13 protein-coding genes are annotated in these 20,684 nt (G+C 73.9%); 5 read left to right on the top strand and 8 right to left on the bottom strand.

Translation table 11 applies throughout. The annotated features are described in order from the left end of the window. Positions 1-180 precede the first annotated feature (180 nt). Positions 181-1,716, top strand: a complete 1,536-nt coding sequence (locus ACFYT4_RS00810) for an MFS transporter (RefSeq protein WP_389263879.1) — start codon at positions 181-183, stop codon at positions 1,714-1,716. A gap of 356 nt (positions 1,717-2,072) precedes the next feature. Continuing rightward, the gene (locus ACFYT4_RS00815; protein ID WP_389263880.1) at positions 2,073-2,759 is read left to right on the top strand and encodes a ScbR family autoregulator-binding transcription factor; all 687 of its coding nucleotides are present in this window, start codon (positions 2,073-2,075) and stop codon (positions 2,757-2,759) included. Positions 2,760-2,922: 163 nt separating this feature from the next. Here the strand turns inward: ACFYT4_RS00815 and ACFYT4_RS00820 are convergent, their stop codons facing one another. Continuing rightward, on the bottom strand, positions 2,923-3,555 hold the full coding sequence (locus tag ACFYT4_RS00820) for a class F sortase (protein WP_389263882.1): 633 nt from the start codon (positions 3,553-3,555) through the stop codon (positions 2,923-2,925). 124 nt (positions 3,556-3,679) lie between these two features. After that, positions 3,680-4,414, bottom strand: a complete 735-nt coding sequence (locus tag ACFYT4_RS00825) for a hypothetical protein (RefSeq protein ID WP_389264270.1) — start codon at positions 4,412-4,414, stop codon at positions 3,680-3,682. 399 nt (positions 4,415-4,813) lie between these two features. Here ACFYT4_RS00825 and ACFYT4_RS00830 point away from each other — a divergent pair, with 399 nt between their 5' ends. The 3 genes from ACFYT4_RS00830 (at position 4,814) to ACFYT4_RS00840 (ending at position 6,592) form a co-directional block, all read left to right on the top strand. Further along, entirely contained in the window at positions 4,814-5,437 is a 624-nt protein-coding gene (locus tag ACFYT4_RS00830) for an NADPH-dependent FMN reductase (protein WP_389263884.1), read from the top strand. Positions 5,438-5,798: 361 nt separating this feature from the next. Further along, positions 5,799-6,125, top strand: a complete 327-nt coding sequence (gene cutA / locus ACFYT4_RS00835) for a divalent-cation tolerance protein CutA (protein ID WP_389263886.1) — start codon at positions 5,799-5,801, stop codon at positions 6,123-6,125. After that, positions 6,122-6,592 carry a gamma-glutamylcyclotransferase family protein gene (locus ACFYT4_RS00840; RefSeq protein ID WP_389263887.1) on the top strand — a complete coding sequence of 157 codons (471 nt, stop codon included), beginning with the start codon at positions 6,122-6,124 and terminating at the stop codon, positions 6,590-6,592. The genes cutA and ACFYT4_RS00840 overlap by 4 nt, the downstream gene beginning before the upstream one ends. A 276-nt stretch (positions 6,593-6,868) precedes the next feature. Here the strand turns inward: ACFYT4_RS00840 and ACFYT4_RS00845 are convergent, their stop codons facing one another. The 6 genes from ACFYT4_RS00845 to ACFYT4_RS00870 form a co-directional block, all read right to left on the bottom strand. Beyond that, the gene (locus ACFYT4_RS00845; protein ID WP_389264240.1) at positions 6,869-7,450 is read right to left on the bottom strand and encodes a TIGR03086 family metal-binding protein; all 582 of its coding nucleotides are present in this window, start codon (positions 7,448-7,450) and stop codon (positions 6,869-6,871) included. A 303-nt stretch (positions 7,451-7,753) separates the two neighbouring features. After that, entirely contained in the window at positions 7,754-8,470 is a 717-nt protein-coding gene (locus ACFYT4_RS00850; RefSeq protein WP_389263889.1) for a vancomycin high temperature exclusion protein, read from the bottom strand. 32 nt (positions 8,471-8,502) lie between these two features. Next, positions 8,503-10,557, bottom strand: coding sequence for a hypothetical protein (locus ACFYT4_RS00855; protein WP_389263890.1), 2,055 nt, complete (start codon positions 10,555-10,557; stop codon positions 8,503-8,505). Then, positions 10,554-14,513 carry a DUF5682 family protein gene (locus tag ACFYT4_RS00860; RefSeq protein WP_389263892.1) on the bottom strand — a complete coding sequence of 1,320 codons (3,960 nt, stop codon included), beginning with the start codon at positions 14,511-14,513 and terminating at the stop codon, positions 10,554-10,556. The genes ACFYT4_RS00855 and ACFYT4_RS00860 overlap by 4 nt, the downstream gene beginning before the upstream one ends. Then, positions 14,500-15,660: an AAA family ATPase gene (locus ACFYT4_RS00865; RefSeq protein ID WP_389263894.1), complete on the bottom strand. Its 1,161-nt coding sequence runs from the start codon at positions 15,658-15,660 to the stop codon at positions 14,500-14,502. Before ACFYT4_RS00865 ends, ACFYT4_RS00860 begins: the two co-directional genes overlap by 14 nt. Further along, positions 15,657-20,678: a hypothetical protein gene (locus tag ACFYT4_RS00870; protein ID WP_389263895.1), complete on the bottom strand. Its 5,022-nt coding sequence runs from the start codon at positions 20,676-20,678 to the stop codon at positions 15,657-15,659. The genes ACFYT4_RS00865 and ACFYT4_RS00870 overlap by 4 nt, the downstream gene beginning before the upstream one ends. Positions 20,679-20,684: the final 6 nt, after the last annotated feature.

A 20,684-nucleotide genomic window follows, 5' to 3' on the forward strand; every position in this document is an offset into this window, starting at 1 on the left:
GGACGTTCCTTTGTTGGCCCGGGGTGCCGCCTCTGCCCCCCTCGGCGGCCTCCTCCGGGCGCCGAAAGAAACCATCAAGGCCGTTGAACAAACCGGCATGCCGGTTTTATATTCGATGGGTCTCCACCCGGCTCGGCCCTTCGCGGCCGTCCGGGCTCACACCCATCGAAAGGCTGACTGATGGAACGTCATCCACGGCGCTGGCTGATCCTGATCGTGCTCTGCCTCAGCACGCTGGTGCTGGTGATCGACAACATGGTGCTCACGGTGGCGATCCCGCCGATCACCGAGGATCTGGGGGCGAGCGCGCAGGACATCCAGTGGATCATCGACTCGTACATGCTGGTCTTCGCCGGGCTGCTGCTGACCGCGGGGAGCCTCTCCGACAAGTACGGCCGCCGAAAAGTGATGATCATCGGTTTGGTGCTCTTCGGGGCCGCCTCGGTGCTCGCCACCGTCGCGGCCACTCCCGAGCAGCTGATCCTGGGCCGGGTGCTGATGGGGGTCGGCGGTGCGCTGGTGATGCCGAGCACGCTGTCGATCCTGATCACGGTCTTCGACGAGGACGAGCGGCCGAAGGCGATCGCTGCCTGGAGCGCGGTGGCGATGGTCGGTCTGGTCGGCGGTCCGGTCCTGGGCGGTGCGCTGATCGCGAAGTTCTGGTGGGGCGCGGTCTTCCTGATCAACATCCCGATCGCGGTGCTCGCGATCGTCGCCGCGATGGTGCTGATGCCGGAGTCCAAGGGCCCGTGGCGCAAGGCCGACCCGGTCGGCATGGTGCTGTCGATGGCCGGTATGACGGCTCTGGTGTGGACGATCATCGAGCTGCCGAAGGGCGGACTCGGCCACACCGGCACCCAGATCTCCCTGGCGGTGACCTTGATCGGTCTGATCGGCTTCGCCGTCTGGGAGACCCGTACCGAATCGCCGATGGTGCCCCTCTCACTGTTCAGGAACAAGGTCTTCACCGGGGCGAGCTTCTCGCTCGTGCTCCTGACCTTCGCCAACGGCGGTCTGATGCTGGTGCTGACGCAGTATCTGCAGTTCGTGCTGGGCTACACCCCGACCGAGACCGGTCTCGCCTTCACCCCGCTGGCCGTCGCCACCCTGGTGTTCAACACCATCGGCGCCTCGCTGGTCGCCAGGACCGGCAACCGGGCGATGGCGGTCACCGGACTCATCGTCATCGCCTCCGGCTTCGCGCTGCTGGCGAGCCTGTCCGCCGACGACGGCTGGGGTGTGCTGATCGGTGCCATGCTGCTCATGGGCGCGGGCAGCGGTCTCGCGATGCCCGCGGCGATCGCCGCCCTGATGGGAGCCGTGCCGGAGGAGCACGCCGGTGTCGGCTCGGCCCTCAACGACACCATCCAGCAGGCGGGCGCCGCCCTCGGCGTCGCCGTCATCGGGGCGGTCCTCTCCTCCGGTTACACCGGTGACATGCCCGCCACCGCTCCCGAAGCGGCCCGCGAATCCATGGGCTACGCGCTCGAACTGGCCCGGAAGGCCAAGGACGACACGCTGCTGGAGGCCGCGCGGGACGCCTTCACCACCGGCATGACCCACAGCTTCCTCGCGGGAGCGGCGGGTGTGGTGGCCGCGGCGGTACTGGCCTTCTTCCTGATGCGGACGCCCGGCGCGGGCAGGCACGCCAAGGCCGTGGCGGGCTCGGAGGCGGCGCCCCGGCCGAAGGACGAGGAACTCGTCTCGACGCGCTGAGCGAGTGGGCGCCGGACCCGGTCGGCCGGCGCCCCGGGTGAAGCCTCAGGCAGGAGCGCCACAGCCCGGGACGGTACGTCAGAGCCATACGGCACTACGGCCATACGGCAAGAAGGCAGGTCCGAGCAGGACCGTACGACAGGGCACAGCAGCACGGCAGAACAGAAGAGCAGAGCGGAAGAGCAGAACAGAACACGCGGATGGAACCGTGGCAGTGGAGGCGGTGAGCGCGGACACCGCGGCGATTGTGGACCCCGGTCCAGGATCCCGGCGGACCCGTGCTCGCCGCCCCCTGACTGATAGAATCAGACCCTTCGGTTTTCTTTTACGTCCGAGCGGCGATAGGGAGGCGCCTCATGGCGCAGCAGGAGCGAGCCATCCGTACACGGCAGAAGATCCTGGTGGTGGCGGCCGGGATGTTCGATGAGGTCGGGTACGAGGCGACGAAGATCACCGACATCCTGGAGAGGGCAGGGCTCACCAAGGGCGCCCTGTACTTCCACTTCTCGTCCAAGGAGGAGCTGGCGCAGGCGGTTCTCGCCGCCCAGGTCGACGCGCTGCCGCCCATCCCCCCGCAGGAGCTCAAGCTCCAGGAGGCGCTGGACACCGCGCAGCTTCTCACCTGTCTGCTCCAGCGGAAGACCGGGGACCCGATCATCCAGGGGAGCGTGCGCCTGACCGTCGACCAGGGGTCGTCCAAGGACGGTCTCGACCGTCGCGTGCCCATGCGCGCCTGGATCGACTACAACCGCCACTTCTTTGGCGAGGCACGCCTGAACGGGGAGTTGCTGCCCCACGTCGATGTGGAAAGCCTCTCGTGGACCTTCACCGGCGCCTTCACCGGTGTCCAGGTGCTGTCGAGCATCATGACGGATCGTGAGGACATGCCCGAGCGGATCTCGGCCCTGTACCGCGGTCTGATGCCGTCCATCGCCGTCCCCGCGGTCCTCGCCCGGCTGGACTTCTCGCCGGAGAGGGGAGTGGCCGTGTACGAGGAGTCCATGAAGCTGCGTGAGCAGCGGTCCGCGGCCTCGGCGGAGTGACATCCGGCCGTGCCGGCTCGGCCGGATCCGCTCACCCCTGCCCCCGTCCCACCCACGCGGTCGGCGGAGCCCGGGACTTCTCTTCGGCTGCCGGGCCGGGACTGCCAGGAAAGGTCTGCCGGACCCGCCGGCCGGAGGGCTCGCCGGGCCGTTTCGGTGAGTCCTAGGCCGACCACTCGTTCCGTACGCCGATGAGATGGGCGAAGGCCACGACATTCCCCTGGTAGCCGGACTTCTCGCTGAAACCTCCGCCGCAGGTGATCACTCTCAGCTCGGCGCGGTCCCGGGCCCCGTACACCTTCTTGTCCGGGAACTCGTCGTAGTCGTACACCTCGATCGCGTCGATCGTGAACACGGCCGTGCGGCCGTCGGCCCGTGACACCTCGATGCGATGGCCCTTCTCCAGCGCGCCGAGGCCGTAGAAGACGGCGGGCCCCCAGGCGTTGTCGACATGGCCGGCCACGATGGAGGTGCCCTCGGCGCCCGGCGCGGTGCCGTGCCGGTACCAGCCCGCGAGGTTCCGGTTCTCGGCCGGCGGCACATCCAGGCTGCCGTCCTTGCCGAGGCCGAGGCCCATCAGGGGCGCGTCGACCTCGATGTCCGGGATGCGGATCCGCAGGGGCGCGGAGGGCGGCAGGGGGTCGGCGGCGGCATCCGTGTGCGTCCGGGGTCCGGCCGCGAACGCCTGGGCGGCGGAGGGCACGGGCGGGGTGACGGTCTGCGAGCCGTTCTGCACCAGCCACACACCGGCGCAGGCGGCGGCGGTCAGGCACCACCCCTTGGGCTTGGCGTTCAACGGTCCTCCGTTCGGGGGGTGCGGGCGGGGGGAGGCCCCGGGTGCCGATGTGTCCCCCGTTCCCGGGGCGGGGCCCGACGGGAACGGGGGACGGGGCGGGTACGGGACCGGCGTGGCCGGCCCGTCAGCTGCCCTGGTCGCCTCTCGCCCGACGACTCAGAAGCAGGGTCCCGCCGACGGCGGCAGCGGCCAGTACGGCCACACCCGCCGCGATCTGGGTGGTATCCGGGCCCACACTGCCGCCGAGACCGGTCCGCACATGGCCGCTCGGCTCGTGGCGGCCATGTTCGCTCCGCTCGTGGCGGCCATGTTCGTTCGACTCCTGGCGGCCCTCTTCCCTGGACTCCTGGCCGCCTTGTTCGTTCGACTTCTGGCCGCCCTGTTCCTTGGACTCCTGGCCGCCTTGTTCGTTCGACTTCTGGCCGCCTTGCTCCTTGGACTCCTGGCCGCCTTGTTCGTTCGACTTCTGGCCGCTCTGTTCGCTCGACTCCTCGTTCTTGTGATGCCACACGACCGCATCGCCCAGGGCGCGCTTACCGCCCCTGCAGCGCGCCTCGACGGAGTACGTTCCCGATTCCGCGCCCCGGGGAATCCTGAACTCCCCGGCGACGACCTCCTTGTGCGTGCCCTGCGCCAGCGCGAACTCGCCCGCGCCCAGCGAGCGGGCGTCACCCATGGCATGGCCGTTCCTGCCGCAGGCGTTCGTGTTCACGGTGACGTTCGCGCCCGGCTCGGCGGTCGACGGGAACACTTCGAGGCCGTCGGGTTCCTCGGCGTATGCTCCGGAGGCACCGAGTCCGAAGCCAACGGTGGCGGCTGCCACTGCGGCACTGGTCAGTAGGCGGGCGGTGGTGCGCATGGTGTTCCCTCCGGAAGCGCGGTGGTTCTGCGGCGTCCCTTCCGAGGAAAGGCGCAGCCTGTCGTCCGCGCCTGCTGATGGGGCATCAGATTCACTGCCCTTGCGTGCCGTGTCGTACGGGAAGCAGGGAGTTGTCGCAGGTCAGCGCTAGCGTGAAGGGAAGCAGCGTCCGGCGCGCCGATGGAGTGACGGGCGAGTCGTCCTGCCGTCGCCGGGGCCGTCGTCCGGTTACCGCGCCGTTCGTCCGGCACTGTTCCGCGGGTACCGTCCGCCCGGCCGGGTCGTCGCGCCGGGACCGGACCCGAATGGCCGGTTCCGGGCCCGAGGTCGTACCGGTACCGGCCTCGGGCCCGGCCGGAGCTTGACCTCAAGTGTCCTTGAGGTACGACTCTCTCCCCCATGGACCTCATCGCACCGGATACGTCCGCGACCCCCACTGCGCGTCCGGCCCCGCTGGATCTCGTCGTCATCTCCTCCAGCAACCGGGCCGGCCGTTTCGGACCTGTCGTCGCCGACTGGTTCCTTCAGCACGCGCGCGATCGGGAGGACTTCGAGGTGCGGCTCCTCGACCTGGGGGACCACACCCTTTCCACCGCTCTCACCCCGAAGCCCGAGCCGGCCGTGAGCGAGTCGCTCGCCACGGTGTCGCCCATGCTGGCCCAGGCGGAGGCCTTCGTCGTAGTCACACCCGAGTACAACCACTCGTATCCCGCCTCGATCAAGAGCCTCATCGACTGGCACTTCACGGAGTGGCGCGCCAAGCCCGTCGGTTTTGTCTCGTACGGAGGGATCTCGGGCGGTCTGCGGGCGGTCGAACATCTGCGACAGGTGTTCGCCGAGATGCACGCGGTCGCCATTCGCGACACGGTCTCCTTCCCCTACGCCCACGGCCAGTTCGGCGCCGACGGCCGTCACAAGGACCCCGAGGCGTGCGACGGCGCGGCCCGGTCGATGCTCGACCAGCTCGCCTGGTGGGGGCTGGCCGTCAGGGACGCCAAGTCCGTACGCCCCTACACCGGCTGACAAGGGCGCGGCAGCCGGGCTTCCGGGCCGGTCCACCGCCCGTCATCGCCGACCGGACGGGTGGCGGGGACCCGCCGAGGCGGCGCGGCACCGGACGGGGGCCGCGGCACGGGCGCGGATGAACGTGATGTGTGCCGGGCCGTACGCGATCCGCCCGGCGAGTACACCGGTCCGCGCCGGGGAAGGCGGGCCCCGCGCGGGGGACGGCGGCCGGGCCGACGGGAGCTGTTACCGGCCCCGGTCGTACGGCGCGGGCGGGGTCGTACGACCGGGGCCGGCGCAAACGGCGCGGGCCGGGGCGTACGGCACCCCGAGTGCGGGACACCTCCTGCGCCGCACCGCTGATGCGTACCGTGTGGTTATGACACCGACCGCGTTGACCGTTCTCACCACCACCGACAGCGCCGCCAAGGCGGAGGAACTGGCACGTGGCGCGGTCGAGGCCCGGCTCGCCGCCTGTGCGCAGATCTCCGCGCCCGTCACCTCCGTCTACCACTGGCAGGGCGCCATCGAGACCGCCCAGGAGTGGCAGGTCCTGTTCAAGACCACACGCGCGCGCTACGCCCAGCTCGAAGCCCATCTGCTCGCCGCCCACGACTACGACACCCCGGAGATCATCGCGACCCCCGTGACCGACGGCAGCGCCGCCTATCTGGAGTGGATCGACGCGGAGACCACCGACCGATGACCACCGAACCCGAACTCCCCTTCTTCGTCTACGGCACCCTCCGCCCCGGGCATCACAACCACGACCTCTTCCTGCACGGCCGTACCGTGGCGGAGGAGCCCGCCGCCCTCCCGGAGGCCGTCCTGTACCACGGCCCCGGCTACCCGTACGCCGTCGAAACCCCCGGCGACAGCCGTGCGGTCGTCGTCGGCGATCTGCTGACCGCCGCACCGGGCCGCTACGGAGCGCTTCTCGCCGTACTCGACGAACTGGAGCAGTGCGACGCCCCCGGCCACCCCGGCAATCTGTACGAACGGGTCGCCCGCCACGTCCTGCGCTCCGACGGCACACCCGTACGCGCCTGGGTGTACATCGCCGCCGCCGGGGTGACCGCCCGGCTCCGCGCCGGGGGCACCCCGATCCCCGGCGGGGACTGGTCGGCCCGGACGGCTGCCCGGCGGGCGGGGCCCGTACCGCACACACCGTGACGTCCGCGGGCCGTGCGGCAGGCGGCACTTCCGGCCGTCCAGTCCGCCGCGGGACAGCCGCCCGGCCCGGACAGGGCTCCCGGCCGGACGGGAACCGAGGGCCCGCGGCGGGAGCCGGGACGGAGGGCCCGCCGCGGCCGGGAGCCGGGACCGGTGGGAACACCGGCGAGTCCGGCACCCGGGCTCACCGGGCCGACCGGCACGATCACCGGCGGTGTGGACCGGACGGGGAGCTCAGGTCCGGCGGTCGGCGGTGTGGGCGGGACGGGGAACTGCTCAGGCCCGGCGGCCCAGCAGCGCCAGGAGCCTCGTCTGATGGCTGTCGCCCGGCGGCGGCTCGATCGGCGGGGCGAAGAGGCCCGACTTGGCCAGCTCCGAGGCATACGGAGTGACCTCCTCCAGCGCGAAGTTCACCAGGGCCGCCGGAAGCCGCTCCGGCGCGCCGATCGCCCGTGACAGATCCCAGGCGTGCACCACCGCGTCGGTCGTCATCTGCGCGCAGTACGCGACGGCCGGGGTCTCGCCGTACGAGAGCCACACCGTCCGCCCCAGCGCGCCCGGCTTCCCGAACGCCTTGCGCGCGCCACGCGCCGCCGCGTCCCAGGCGGCGCGCGGGCGGGCGCCGAGCACATCGCCCTCGTACGCGTCGCCGACGTCGGCGATCGTGGAACCGTCGGTCACCAGGTCGGGCACCCACAGCTGTTCGGCGGTGAGATGGTTGACGAGATCGCGCACGGACCAATCGGTGCACGGCGTCGGCTCGTCCCACTGGTCCGTCCGGACGGCATGGACCCGTTCGGTGAACAGCGCGAGGGCCTCGGAGTGACGGCTGAGCAGGGTCGCCACATCGTGTTCCATGTTTGCCATAGCGCTCACTGTCGCGTGCCCGGGGGTGGCGATGCGAGCGTGCTCCCGCGTGTCCGCCTGTGTCGCGCGTCCGGTGCGTCCTATCGGTGACATGAGCGGTCGCTGCCGGAGCCGGGGTGTGGACGGCGGCGGAAACGGTGTGGGGGCGGTGGCGGTGACAGCGGCGGTGGCGGCCGTGGAGGCGGCGGTCTCGACCGAGCACCGCGGTCCGTCGACACGGCCCGCTGTTCGCCGTCATTCGCCGTCGGGGTCCGGCGACCGGTGGCGGGCTGTCCGGGTGACGATGGCCGGTTCTCAGCGGCCGGCGGAGGCCAGGGCCTCCTGGACACCCTTCTCCCGCTCCCCGAGGAACGTCGGATCCGGCTTGAACACCGCGTCCAGCGCCGCCTTGCCCGCCGCGACCATCTCCCGCGCGCCGCCGTAGTACCAGGTGGCGTTATGGGGCTCCTCGACCCCGACCCCGTACGACTCGACCCCCGCCGCATCGCAGAGCGCGAGGGCCCGCCGGATGTGGAAGCCCTGCGTCACCAGAACCGCGCGATCGACGCCGAAGATCTTCTTCGCCCGGACACAGGAGTCCCAGGTGTCGAAGCCCGCGTAGTCGCTGACGATCCGGCCGTCCGGCACGCCGCGCTCGGTGAGATAGGTCCGCATCGCGTCGGGCTCGTCGTACTCCGCTCTGCTGTTGTCCCCGGTGACCAGGACGACCTTGACCTTGCCCGCCCGGTACAGCTCGGCCGCCGCGTTCAGCCGGTGCGCGAGATACGCCGTGGGCCTGCCCTGCCGCAGACCGGCGCCGAAGACGACGGCGACGTCCTGCGCCGGGACCTCGGCGGCCGTACGGATCCGGCTGTCCGCCGTCGTGTGCATCCAGGTCATGGGTGCGAGAGCGACCACCGATCCGAGCATCACGGCCTGGGCGATCAGCCGCTGCCCGCGCCGGGTCCGGGGCAGCCGCAGTCGGCCCGGCCGCGCCGGACGGGGCTGCCACAACCTCAGTCGTCGCTTCATACCTGGTCAGACGCCCGCCGGAGCCGATCGGTTCACTTCGGTGAGAGGGCGTCCGGCGAGGCCGGGGGCGCGGACCAGGCCGCGGGCAGCAGCGAACGTGCCGCTGCCGACGTGTACACGGCAGCCGCCAGCCAGGCCGTGGCGAAGGCGTCCGGGTCGGCTGGCAGCAGCCTGCCGAGGCCGTCATGACGGCGGTCGGACGCCGTCTCGGCCAGGGAACGCGCGCACCGCGCCCCCGTCGTCAGCCCCACCGCCCGCAGCCGGCGCGGCAGTTCACCGTCGGCCGAGGCCGCGACGACCGCCCGTCCGCCCGCGACCGCGCGATCCACCGTGCGCCGAAGGAGGTCCAGCTCCATGGGCAGCGCGGGCGGTGACGCGGGGAGGTCCCGGGGGACCGGGGCCCCGGCGGCGGCCGGCGGGGGCCCGGGTATATGGGAACGGTTCAGCCTGCGCAGCCCGAGATCCATCCGCACCGGCTCCCCGTCGTGCCCCTCCCATGCCGCCGCCAGCGCCTGGACAGCGCCCGGACGGTCCGCCGTCACCCGTCCGATCAGCCGCAGCCGGAGCCCGGTCCGGGAGGAGAGCAGCCGCAGATTCTCCTCGTACGGCAGCTCCGGCCGCTCGTCCGGCGCCAGCAGCAGCACCAGCGGACCGTCCGTCACCCGGAAGCCCGCCGAGGTGACCGTCCCCGTCAGAAAGAGCAGATCGCCGCCTGCGGTGCGGGTCTCGGGGGACCTGGCCAGCCAGTCCAGCGCGTCCGAGAGCTGATCCGCCGGGAGCCGTCGCCAGAGGGCGTCGAGCGGCGGCTCGTGCCAGCGGGCTCCCGCCGTCTTCACGGACCGCACCCGGGAGCCGCCGCCGACGCGCGCGTCCGGCGAAAGCGTCGGATGCGTCAGGATCACCCCGCCGCCGTCGCCCCAGGCGCGCAGCGGCAGCGCACAGCCGCCCGGCACGGGCGCACCGGCCGCCTGCAACGCCCTGGCCGGTCCACCGGGTGCCACATCGGAGACCGTGTAGAGCGTCCCGTCGGACGCGCAGCCGTACGCTGTGGCGCCCGCGTAGCCGGAAGCGGTGACGACCGGTTCGGTGAACAGCCCGTACAGGCGCAGGGGTTTCGATGGCTCGTACGAGCGCCGGGCGGGTGTCACCGCGTCGGCGGGGCTGCGCAGCAGGTCCAGCAGCTCGGCCAGCTCGGCCGAGAGCTCGGACAGCCGGAACGCGGGATCCTCCGAACGCGCCTCTCCCAGCCGCCGTGCGATCCGCACCGCGGCCGCGGCGGGCAGATGCAGTCCGGCGAGCCGGCCCGAGTGCGCCGCGTGCAGCAGCTCGGCCCGGTGAACCGCTCCGGCCCCGGTGACCCCCGTGACCAGCACGGCCGTCGCGGCGGTACGGAGCGTGGCGACCGCGGTGACCTGGGCCGGTGTCAGCACGGTCCCGCCCCCGGGAGGGGGAGACGGCTCGGGAGCCCGCGACGAACCGGTGCCGGGAGCCCGGGCCCGCGTCGGTGTCAGGGCGGGTTCTGTCTTGGGATCCGGTTCCGTCCCGGGAGCGGGTTCCGGGACGGCGATGCGGGAGGAGCCCGGGCGGGACGGGATACGGTCCGCTTCCCCGGCTCCCGTGATGTCCGCTCCTGCCGAGGCTCCCGCTTCGGCCGCCGCCCCTGTCACCGCTCCTGTTCCGGCCGGTCCGGTCGCGGGCCCCGGCCCGGCCGGGGACTCGGGCGCGGGCTCGCCGGTGCCACCCGCACCCGGGGGGCCGTGGCTCTCCGTGTCCGGTGTCCCGGGGGCTTCTTCGGCCAGCGGCGCGCTCGACAGGACGGCCGCGCGGTGCAGACAGGCCGGGGCGAGCAGACAGTCGCACACCGCGTCGTCCGCGCGGGCCACGATCCCACCGGTGACCTTCAGGGTCACGGCCGTCTCGCCGTCCACCCCGATCCGTGCACCGTCCGGCGTGGCCTCGACGGGCCAGCCGGGCACCTTCGCGAGCGCGCCGTCGACCCGCTTGCGCAGGCGCGCGGGCAGCAGATCGAGGGCTCCGGCGGCGACCTCGGCGGCCACCGGGGGAAGGGGCGTCGACGGTGTCGTCATCGCTGCGTACCTCCTACGCGCTCGCCGACCCAGCGGGCCAGCTCCAGGGGGCTGAGTGCGGCGACCGGCATTCCCGCGGCGACCAGGCGGCCCGCCACGGCGGTCGAGTATCTCGGCAGGCCCCGGTCGTCGAGGGAGGCGCAGCCGAGGACATGGCAGCCCGCGTCGACCAGCGTCCGCACCTCGGAGAGCAGGGGGCCGACCGGCCCGCCCTCCTCGAAGTCGCTGATCAGGACGATCAGTGTGCGGGACGGCACGGTGACGAGTTCGCGCGCGTGCCGCAGCCCGCGGGCGATACTGGTGCCCCCGCCGACCCGGACCTCCAGCAGCAGGCCCAGCGGATCGTCGACCTGGTCGGTGAGGTCGAGCACCTCGGTGGAGAAGGCCACGAAATGGGTGCTGAGCGCCGGGACTCCGGCGAGGATCGACGCCGTCAGCGCGGACCAGATCGTCGACGCCTCCATCGAACCGGACACATCCACCACCAGCACCAGCCGCCAGTCCGTCGACCTGCGGGCCCGGGTGCGGAACACGGGCCGCTCCGGCAGCACGGTCACCGCACCGGTGTCCGGGTCCCGGCGGGCGGTCGCCAGATTCGCCCGCAGGGTGCGCGGGAGATCCAGCGGCCCGCCGGGCCGGCGGGTCGGTCTGGGGTGCGCCAGCCCGGTGAGCGCGGGCCGCAGCCGGTTGGCCAGCGCCTCCGTCAGCTCCCGTACCAGTCTCGCCACCAGGGGCCGGAGCCGGGCGAGCTGCTGCTCGGGGAGTCCGCCCGCGTAGGACAGGACGGTCCGCAGCAGTTCGACCGACGGCCGGGCCGCCGAGGGATCCAGCTCGAACGCGGCGTCGATCCGTCCCGCGTCCGCCGCGGCCGCCAGCACCTCTTCCCGCACACCGGGCCCGAAGAGCGCGGCCAGCTCCTCCGACCAGGCCCGCACTCCCGGATACGAGGGCTGGTCGCCGCCGCCGGAACCGTGTCCGCCGTATCCCTCGTCACCACGGGAGCCCTCACCGTGCCCCCGCCCGTACAACTCGTCGAGCGCGGTGGCGTACCGCCGGGCCCCACCGCTCAACTCCCGGCCCCGGCCCAGCAGCAGCCGCCAGCGATCGCCGGGTGTGAGCGCGGCGACCCCGCCCTCCGCGCCGGGAGAGCCGCTCCCGTCCGGACCCGCGCCGCCGTCCGGCCGGGACGCCTCCGCCCCGGCCCTCACGGAACCGGACCCCGCTCCGAGCCCCGATGCCCCGGCCTCCGGCGCCTCCGCCCCGGAACCGGCCTCCGACACTACGGGGCCCTGCACCCGCGCTCCCGAGTCGGCACCCGCCCCCGGGCGCCCGCCCACGGCGGCCGTGTCACCGCCCGGGGCGGTACCGCCGGTACGGGACCCGGAATCCGGGGACGCCGTCACACCCTGCTCTCCCGGGCCCAGCCCCCTCGCCGCGAGGGCCTCCCAGCCCGCCAGGTCGGCCAGTGCCAGCAGGCCGAGCGTGGCGGGGTCCGTCACCGGGCCGGAGAGGGTGCCCGCCGCCGTGCCCGTACGGTCCTCGACCACGGACAGCAGACGGGAACGGGCCGCCGGGGACAGCGTGTCGAAGCCCGCCCGCAGCGCGGGCAGCCGGTCCAGGAACCGCCGGTCCGCCAGCCCCTCCACCCTCTCCAGCAGAGGATCCAGCGCACGGCCGGTCTCCAGCAGCGGGCCCGCCGCGAGCAGCGTGCCGCGCAGGAACTCGGCGAGCCGGCCCCGCAGTTCGGGTGTATGGGCCGCATCCGTGCGCGACGCCAGGCCCGTACCGAACTCGCCCGGGTCCCGCTGCCCCAGCAGCACCCGCGCAGCGCCCGCCGCCCCCTGGATCAAGGGCGTCGCGTCCGTCTCCAGCCGGGCCAGTGCGTCCGTGAGGCGCAGTCCGCCGCCCACCTCGGCCGCGCGTCCCGCGAGCGAGACGAGGGCCTGGGCGTCGGTCGGTTCGGTGGAGCCCGCGAGGCCGTCGAGGGAGCGCACCCCCGCCGCGGTCAGCTCCTCGTACGCGGCGTCCACCGCCGGGCGCCGCCACCCGGCGTCGAGCCCCGGCACATGGCCTGACCTGATGCGGTCCAACAGGGCCATTCCGGAGAGCAGTTCGGGCAGGGTGCCCGTCGCCGGGAGCAGCTCGGCCAGTTCGCCCAGCCGTTCCGCGGCGAGCCGCGGCAGGGCGCAGCGGACCGCCTCCGCGAGGCCGTCGACGGCCTCCGCCGCCGTGGGCCCGCCCTGCCGCCGTTCCTCCGCGCGTCGCTGCCGCAGGACTCCGGACGCCGCCTGCTCCAGGGTCACTCCGTGGAGTCCCGCCACATCGAGCATCGCGGCCGTCGACGGCGACCAGGCCACGGCCCAGCGGGTGGTCAGCGCGGACGCGTCGCCGACTCCCGCGACCTCGGACTCCTCCCCGTACGGAACGCGGCACACGGCGAGCCGCCGCAGACAGATCTCACGGCGCCGGTCGAGATCGGTGCGCAGCGCGTCCAGCCTCAGCTCGCGGGGCCCGGGTTCCCCGGGGCCGGGCAGCCGCAGTCCGGCGAGCTCCGCCTCGACGGCGGGCCCGAGCCCCGAACGCGGTGTCCCCGGCGCCAGCCGGCCCTGCCGTCCGCCGACGAGGACCCGCTCCATGGCCGCGGCCACGACCCTGCCCCGCCCCAGCAGCCTCCCCTGCGTGAGCACGGTCTGGGCCGCCTCCGCCAGTTCGCCGCGGCCCGCGGCGGGCAGCCCGCGCAGGGTGGCCAGATCGCGGGCCATCCGTACGACCTCCCGGGCGTCGGCGGGTCCGCTCGGATGCCCGGCGTCCCGGACGGCCGCACAGATCCGTACGGCCGTGGCGGTCAGCAGCTCGTCCAGCAGCCGGGGGTCGCCCGCCGCACGCAGGACGCCGTGCTGCCACTCGGGATCCCGGATCCCGGCCGGATATCCGGAACGCTCGTCGAGCAGCGGATACGAGTACGGCACCAGCGAGGTGACGATCTCCGCCCGCCCCACCGCGCCCTTTCCCGGACCGTCCCGCTCCGCCTCTCCCCGGCCGGCGCCGCCCGTCGGCTCCGGCCGGGCATCCGCCGCGCTCCCACGGCCGCGGTCCTCCGCGGGCACCCCCGTCAGCGCGGGTGCGTGGAACGCGCCGATCACCGCCGCCGCGCGCCGCTCCCCGCGCTCCGCGAGCCGCCGCCGCATATTGGCCTCGCGCCGCAGGTCGTACGGGGCCACCGCGCCCGCGTCGGCCCGCAGTGCCCAGCCGACCAGCAGGGCGGCCCGGCGCAGGGCCTCCGGCGCGCAACCGGGGGCGGTCGCCTCGACGAGCCGGTCCCACAGATCGTCACCGGGACGGCCCCCCGCCCTCGCCCGCAGGGCCGCCGCGAGCGCCCCCGCGGTACCTGCTCCGGACGCGCCTGCGGTGCCTGGCCCGGACGCCCCCGCGGTGCATGCCCCGGTCCCGCCCGCCCCCGGCGCCCCGGACGCGTTCTGCCCCGGACCGTCCGCCCGAGTCCTCCCCGCGCCGGACCCGGCCTCTCCGGAGCCGGCAGCCCCGGGAGCGGAGCCCGGCGCCTCGGGCTCCGTCCGCGACCGGGCGGCCAGCGGCAGATCGAAGGGGACGACCTCGACCCCCGCCTCCCGCGCCCACCGGATCGCCGCCAGCTCCGGCGAGAACTCGGCGAACGGCAGGAACACCAGCCCGTCCCCGCTGCCCGCCAGCGCGACCGGTGGCACGGTCGCGGGGTCGGCCAGATGCCCGAGCCACGGCGCGAACTCCTCGGGCAACTCGATGAACAGCACCTCCGGAGCAGCCGCTTCCAGCAACGCCGGAACGGCCGCCGCCAGCGCGGGGGAGTGGTGCCTGACCCCGATCAGATAGGGGTCCCGGCACCCCGCGAGCGAGGCCAGCGCCTCCTCGGGGTGCCCGCCCGCGGGGAACGGAGTCCCAGGCGCCTCAGGCGAGTTCATCACGCAGCTCCCACAGCGTCCGCCACAGCGGCGCACCGCTCTCGGCCCGGCGGCGGACCGGGCCGTCCCAGTACCCGAGGAGCCGGGCGTGGTCGGACGGGTCGTCCTTGCGGACCGTGCCCAGCAGATGCCCCGGCAGGGTGCGCACGACATCGCGCCCGTCGCCCAGATACGCCGCGCCGATGCCCATCGACGTGGCCACATGGACCGCTTCGGCCGTGGACATCACCGTCGAGGGCCGCTCGATCTCCCAGCCCTCGGCGCTGCGGCCCGAACGCAGATCCCGGAACGCCGTCACCAGCGCCTCCAGCACCGCGTCGTCCACCCCGAACGCCGCCCCCGACCGCGCCAGCGCCGCCGTGGCCTGGCCGCGCACCAGCGCCGTCTCGGCGTCGAGATCGCCGATCGGCCCGACCTCCTCGAAGTTGAACCGACGCTTCAGCGCGGCGGACATCTCGGACACCCCCTTGTCACGGAGGTTGGCCGTGGCGATCAGGGTGAAGCCGGGCACGGCGTGCACGGTCCCCTCCGCGCCGTCGTCGCCCGCCAGTTCGGGCACGGACATCCGGCGCTCGGAGAGCAGCGACACCAGCGCGTCCTGCACCTCGGGCAGACAGCGGGTCACCTCCTCGACCCGGGCGACCGCGCCACGGGTCATCGCGGTCAGGACCGGCGACGGCACCAGGGCCTCCCGGCTCGGGCCCTTGGCGAGGAGCATCGCGTAGTTCCAGCCGTAGCGCAGCTGGTCCTCGGTGGTGCCCGCGGTGCCCTGCACGGTGAGCGTGCTGGAGCCGCACACCGCGGCGGACAGCAGCTCCGACAGCATCGACTTGGCGGTGCCGGGCTCGCCGACGAGCAGCAGTCCCCGCTCACCCGCCAGGGTCACCACGCACCGCTCGACGAGGGCGCGGTCGCCCACGAACTTCCGGGACACCACCAGCTGCCGTCCGTCCGCGGCCTTCAGCGGTTCGCCGTCCGAGCCGCAGACGAACCGCACCACCGCGCGCGGTGTCATCCGCCAGCCCGGCGGCCTCGGCCCCGCGTCATGGGCGGCGAGGAACTCCAGCTCCTCCCCGTACCGGTCCTCCGGCAGCTCCACCTGCCGTGCCGCACGTGGCACATCCGTCTCCGGCATGTCCCCGCTCATCGCGAACCTCCCCTGGCGTGACGGCCGCCACGCCCCTTGAACTCCTCGAACCCCGGCGCGTCACCGTCGGTCACCCGCTGCCAGGCCGTCGCGAACAGCTCGGCCACCGGCCGGTCCGGCACCACAAAGCCGTCCGTCTCCCAGGGCAGCAGCGAGGTCTTCCAGCTCTCCACGGGCAGCCTGGGGGACTTCGTCTCCAGCCAGCCGCCGGGCAGGAACAGCGAACGCCCCGCCCGCGCCCGCTTCGCCTCCACCACCAGGTCCGTGGCCGCAAGCTCGGCGCGGGCCTTCTTCAGCCGGGCGGGCTTCCAGCCGGTCCATTCCGCCTGGTTCCTGTCGGTCGGATCGGGCAGGGCCAGCAGCGTCAGATACAGGCACGCCGCGTCCTCCCCGAGGCCGAACCGTTCCCTTGCCGCCGTGACCAGCCCGGGGACGCTGTGCGCCGGGGACTGCGCCGCTCCCGGCGGACCGTCGGCGCTCACCAGGGCCTCGAACTCGGCGCTCAGCAGCGTCCGCAGCTCCTTGAGGCACTTCTTCTCCCCGGCCACCGCGACCAGGAGCTTCAGCGCGGGGTGATCGGGTCCCGCACCGTCGCCCGCCACCACGGCCGAGGTGCGCACCCACACCGAGTCCCACCCGCTGTAGTAGCGCATCGGTGCGAGCACCAGTGCGTCCGACAGCTCGACGATCCCCTCCTCGGCCTTGTCGCGCCGGGCCAGTCCGGCGGTCTCCCGGAGGCGGGCCGAAGTCCCCTTGCCCGACTCGTCCCAGTCCACGCCGAGGTCGATGAGCAGCCCGGGGTCGGCGAGCCGCTCGCGCAGCGCCCGCAGGGTGACCGGCAGGATCGCCCGCAGGGGGTCCCCGAACGGCAGCCGGTAGGCGAGCCAGCGCATCATGCCGACATAGCCGGCCACGTCCGAGCCGGTGAGCAGCTTCTCCCGCTCCGCGGGCACCAGTTCGTCGCCGTCGTCGAGCCGCTGAGTGGTGCGGCCCGTCAGTTCGGGCTGTGACTCCGGGTTGAGGGCCTTGTCGAGCAGCACCCCCGGACCCGTTTCCGCCACCGCGCGGGCGACCAGCCAGGAAGGCGCGACACGCTGCTTCCCGCGGGCCGCGACCCAGGCCCCGGCCAGGGGTTCGAGGTCGAACCCGTCGGCCCACAGCCCGTCGACCCGGTCCGGCCCGGGCAGCAGCAGACCGACGTAGTGCCGGCGCTCGGCGCCGGGCAGTTGTTGGAGGATCCCGCGCCCGGCCTTGGCGTCGGGGGTCCCGAGCCCCAGCGGAGCGAGGTACTCCGCCGGGAGCAGTCCCTCCCGGCCGTAGCCGTCGACACCGGGGAGCCCGAGCAGGAGCAGCGCGGCGACCGCGCCGCTCACACCGGCCGGCCCGGCGAACTCCCCGACCTGCTCCGGCCGGTACGGCAGCGGCCCGCGCTCCCGGACGGCGTCGACCATCCGTCGTACGGCGTCGGCCCGGACCGGGTCGCCGGGGGAGCCCATCACCGTGGACTCGACCTCCGTGAAGCCCTTCCAGGCCCCGAAGGCCCCGGCCGGGTCGTATTCGAGGCAGTCCCAGTGCGCGTGGTTGTCCCCGCCGTACCGATAGGCCGTGAACAGCAGCCGCCGCGCCCCCGCGTGGCGTACCTCCCCGAGCATGCTGGTGAACTCGTCGACCTTCCGCGCCTTCAGATGCACGGTCCGCAGCCGTCCGCGCGGGTCCGCGAGAATCGCCTCGCCGCCCGCCCGCACCGCGAGCACGGCGTCCAGGAACTCCAGCAGGACCTCCCGCTCGGCCTCCGTCACGACGGGTGCCGCCGCACGGACCGCGGTCGCCGCGACGCCCGCGCCGGGCAGGGCCTGCCAGGCGACGCCGGTGCCCGTCAGGTCCACCTTGGAGCCGTCGGCGTCCGGGGCGAGGACGTCACGGAGCGCGTGGAGCTGGCCCATGGCGGTGGTGGCGTGCTGCTCCCACGAGTAGCCGCCGTGGTGGTGGCGGTCGGTGAGCCCGGACAGCGCGTTCCGCAGCCGTCCGTCGTGCGCGTGCGCGACCGCCCGGTCCGCGGCGGAGGAGGCCGACGCCTGCCGTCCCTGCTCCGCCCACTCGGCGAGCCTGGTGACGCGCCCGGCCTGGTGCGCGGCCGCGCCGACGAGACCGGCGACCCCGGCCACGAGTCCCGGATGGGTGATCGCGGGCAGCAGGCTCCGTACGGCGTCCTCCGGCTTCGCGCCCTCGACGACCGCGGTGACCAGCGCCTGGGCGTCCTCGGCGGTCACCCCGCGCAGCGCTGTGGACCCCTCCTCGTCGCGCGGGCGCAGCGCGTGCCAGTACCCGACGGGCGGTACGACGGGGGTGCCGGCCGCGTACACCCCGCCGAGTCCGCCCTCGGTGACGGAGGACAGGAGCATCCCGTCGGAGTCGTGGAACTCGATCTTCGCCTCATAGCCGCGCGACTCGCGGGGATGCAGAACGGCACCGCCGGGCAGCCGCATCGGCGGCATCGGAATTCCGTCCGACAGATACCGCGGGCCGGCCTTCGCGGGAACGGGGAGCGCCGGGCTGCGGCTGCCGTCGACCGAACAGGCGGTGACGGTGTGGGTCCCCGGATCGAATCGCACCCACCAGCCGACGAGACCGTCCTTGCTGCCGAACGGCGAGGACTCCAGCCCCGGTTGCGCAGGAAGCATGCGGCAGTACCGCTCCAGCAGGGTGCCGCCGCCCTCGGCGAGCGCCGAGTCGAAGAAGGAGGGCACCGAGATCCGGCCCCGGCGGGCGGACTGCGGGTCGTAGTCCCACCACGCGCCCTCGTGGAGCACCCAGACCGAGATGCCGTCCGAGGCGACCGCCCGCCACTCCCCGGCGAACGACGTGTCGCCCGGGCGTACCGGTCGGCTGCCGAAGGTGCGGCTGCCGTCGGGCAGTTGCAGGGACGGAGTCTGCTGGGAGACCCAGTTCTCCGGCAGCGTTCCGTCGGGCCGGAAGACCTCCGCCTCCCGGCCGGACCAGCGAGCCCGCCGGTCGTCACCGACCCCGCTCACCGTCAGCCACTGGCCGTCGATGTACCGGATGTGCGGGGTGTCCCACGTGTGTTTCCTGGCGGCGGGCAGGGAGATCGTCAGCCGGTCCAGCACTCGGTCGGGTCCTACGACGAGGGCCTGCATCCCCAGCCGGACGATCAGCCCCGGCCAGGCGTCCGAGAGGCCGTACCAGCCCGAGTCGCCATGGCTGTTGACATGGGTCGCGGCCTTGGGGTCGGGGTCACCCAGCCCCTTGAGGCCCTCCTCCAGCGCGGACCAGCCCAGCTCGTCCAGGACCCCCGCCCGCAGGGTGCGCGCGAGCGCCCCGGCGGGGGAGAACGAGGCGATACGCTCCAGGGCGTCCGGCGCGGTCGCCAGTACCGGCGGGAACCCGGCCACCAGCAGCCTCCGCAGCAGCCGGTCGACACCCGGGAGCGCCATCGGCCGGGTGAGGTCGTCGGCGCGGTCGGACAGCCAGCCCACCAGGGCCGTACGCAGCGCGGGATGCTCCGCGACCCGCATCAGCCGGGTCTGCGCGTCACCGCCCTGCGCCACTCCCTCCACACCGGCGCGCAGCACCCGCGCGAACCGGGGGTCCCCGGCGAGCGCCGCCAGATCCCTGCGGCCCTCCTCCGGGCTGTGGAGCCAGACCGTCAGGTCGAGTGCCGCGACATCGTCCGGAGGAGTCTCCACCGGGACTCCGAGGGACAGGCAGAGGTCCAGCAGATTGAGATCGACGCTGCCGCGCCGGCCCGGACGCACCAGTCTCACCGGGGTGCCGTCCGCGATCAGCCGGTCCGCCAGCCGCTCCACCAGCGCCAGTTCGGCCGGGACCCGCTTGGTGTCGCGCCAGCCGCGCTGCCGGTGCACGCACCATCCCGAGAGCCAGTCCGCGGCCGGAACGGTCCCGTCCTCCAGCAGTTCGATCGCCCCGCACCGGTCCAGCAGTGCGAGCCAGGACTCGTCGAACTCCTCGGGGCTGTCGCCGCCCGCGGACGGCAGCAGCCCCAGCAGCCTCTCCCGTACACTCCGGTCCTCGGCGGCCACCTGGGCCAGCGCGGGCAGCGCGGACTTCCAGAAGCTCCCCGACGCCCGGCTCATCACCCCTGTCGGGATGATTTCCCTGATCAGCTCCCGCTCCTCGGCGGCGCTGTCCAGCCCCGCGCTCCTGGCGAGGCGGCGCAGGTCCTCCAGCATGCCCGCGTACGGGGTGAGACCGGCCGAGCACCGCTGCGAGGTGACGACACGGAACTCCGCGTACGCCCGCTCGGGACCGAGCCGGTCGCCCAGCCCCTTCGCGTGCTCCCGCAGCGCCTTGCCGCTGAGTGCGCCCGCCCCCGCGAACTCCAGGAACACCTCCCGCAGCCGCTCCTCGTCCACCGGCAGCGCGTGCCGCTGCTCGGCCGCCCGTGCCTTGCCGAAGAACACGGACGCCTGCTGCTGCGACTCCACGGCGAGGAAGAGCCGCGCCACCTGTTCGTAGTACGTCGGCAGGAACTGCGGTACGGAGCGGTCGAGCCGGTCGCCGATCTCGTCGAAGCCCTCCTTCGCCAGCCCCGGCTTGGTCGCCACCAGACGGGTCAGCCGCTCCATCTCCTTGACCACGGCCAGCGCGTGGTGACCGTGCTTCGGGTCGTTGACCAGCGCCCAGGCGGGGAAGCCGAGCGACTGCCGCTTCACCCGCCCCACCGGCACCGATTCGCCGGTCCCGAAGCCCAGATACTCCAGCGCCAGGTCCTCGGCGGGCCCGATGGCCTCCGGCACCAGCCGCACCACCGTGCGCCCGTCGAGCGCGGGATGCACGTAGGCCCGGGCCGTCAGCCGGTCGCCCCGGGCGGCGTCCCCGGCCCCCTTGCCCCCGGCGGCCCGCTTCCTCGCCCTGCCCGCGCTCGCGCCGCGGCCGGTCCTGCCGCCACCCGTCTCGCCGCCGCCCGCGCCCCCGGCGCTCTCCGCGCCCGCATCCGCGCCGAGCGGGAGCACCGCCCCGGCCTCCAGCAGCTGGTCCATGGATCC

It is taken from the genome of Streptomyces sp. NPDC004609, assembly GCF_042873655.1.
In the GTDB taxonomy this organism is placed as follows: Bacteria; Actinomycetota; Actinomycetes; order Streptomycetales; family Streptomycetaceae; genus Streptomyces.